Source organism: Acinetobacter sp. YH12155 (assembly GCF_013418255.1).
GTDB lineage: Bacteria > Pseudomonadota > Gammaproteobacteria > Pseudomonadales > Moraxellaceae > Acinetobacter > Acinetobacter indicus.
In genome coordinates this window covers 1-1,199 of sequence record NZ_VPCK01000051.1, presented here as the reverse complement: position 1 = coordinate 1,199, position 1,199 = coordinate 1, and the positions used below count along the sequence as shown (strand labels likewise).

The 1,199-nt window shown below is 35.7% G+C and carries 2 protein-coding genes and 1 pseudogene; all 3 read right to left on the bottom strand.

Annotated features, from left to right (window positions below; genetic code table 11):
* Positions 1 to 273 (bottom strand): helix-turn-helix domain-containing protein (locus FTU86_RS13725; RefSeq protein ID WP_180048606.1); only part of this gene is annotated, 273 nt, incomplete at its 3' end.
* Positions 274 to 435: 162 nt separating this feature from the next.
* On the bottom strand, positions 436 to 1,041 hold the full coding sequence (locus FTU86_RS13720; RefSeq protein ID WP_168405728.1) for a hypothetical protein: 606 nt from the start codon (positions 1,039 to 1,041) through the stop codon (positions 436 to 438).
* Positions 1,042 to 1,087: 46 nt separating this feature from the next.
* Positions 1,088 to 1,199 (bottom strand): annotated as a pseudogene (locus tag FTU86_RS13715) (IS982 family transposase); the annotation flags it as partial.

Below are 1,199 nucleotides of genomic sequence, written 5' to 3'. Positions count from 1 at the left end.
CTTTTCATGCGCTAAAGTGGGTCCGAAACCATGGAGTTGGTCAGAAACAATATTGAGGCACTTGAGTCTGAGTTCTTCAGGAAGTTTAGAATTGCTGATTTGGCCACGACCGGCATGGGCTAATGCAACTGGACCTTGGGCTTTGTATTTCTGCAGTAAGCGTCTGATCTGACGTTCTGAAATATGAAGTAGCTGAGCAGCCTGGGATTGAGTTATGCGTTGATCGCAGATTTCCTGCAAGACCGACAATCGTTTAAGTTCTTTATCCGACATAGACACCAACATATCAAACCGTCCGCTAAGGAAATTGCAAAAGTGCATATTCTAAAAGCGGACATTTTTACTTTGGAGAAACCGGACATTTCTATTTTGGAGTTACACTTTTTAATTTCATATAACGTGTATTATGTTAATTTAAGGAAATCTTAAAGTTAATTAACTTATTTCCTTTATTTCCTTTATTTCCTCATTGAGTATTTTCAATACTGTTAAACATATATCTAAACGCTGCCTATCTGAAAGATTAGGTACATCACTCGGGTATATCCGAACATTTATTCCATTCCAAATAAACCAATCATTTCCATTTTTGCATGGCTCTACATTTAGAAATTTATCATTACCTGCATAACCTGTAGATGCATTAAATTGTCGTGACTCCATCAAGACTCGCACAATAGGGTATTTTTTATTAGATTTATTTTCCCAATTTCTTTTTAGTAGCCTATTTACCGTATTTGGCCACCTTATATGAAAACCATTATCACTAAAATATTCTCTAGGTATTAACCAGAATCTGCTATTACGTTTAATTAGGGCATATTTACGGGAATCATATTTTGGCAATCGTGCTTGTTCCTCTAGAGTGTACCTATCAAATTCTTGAGCCAATCGAAGCCGTTGTCTTTCCATTTTGCTACTAATTTTTGCATTTTGTTCTTGCTCTGATAGAGGAATGCATTTAAGTACAAACCATGCCATAAATATTATGAGCAATAAAACTCCGATAAAGCCTTTAGAAGAGTAAGTTTTTATTTTCATTGTTTCAAATAGGGTTAATGATTTAACTACCTAACCCGGATCCTGCTTAAGCCGATGATTCCTTAATTTGAATTGTTGGCTTATTTTGATGGGTTAATTGATATGCACATAGTGAGGCGTAAATTCCACTCAGAAATCCATGAAGACTACGTGCTTTA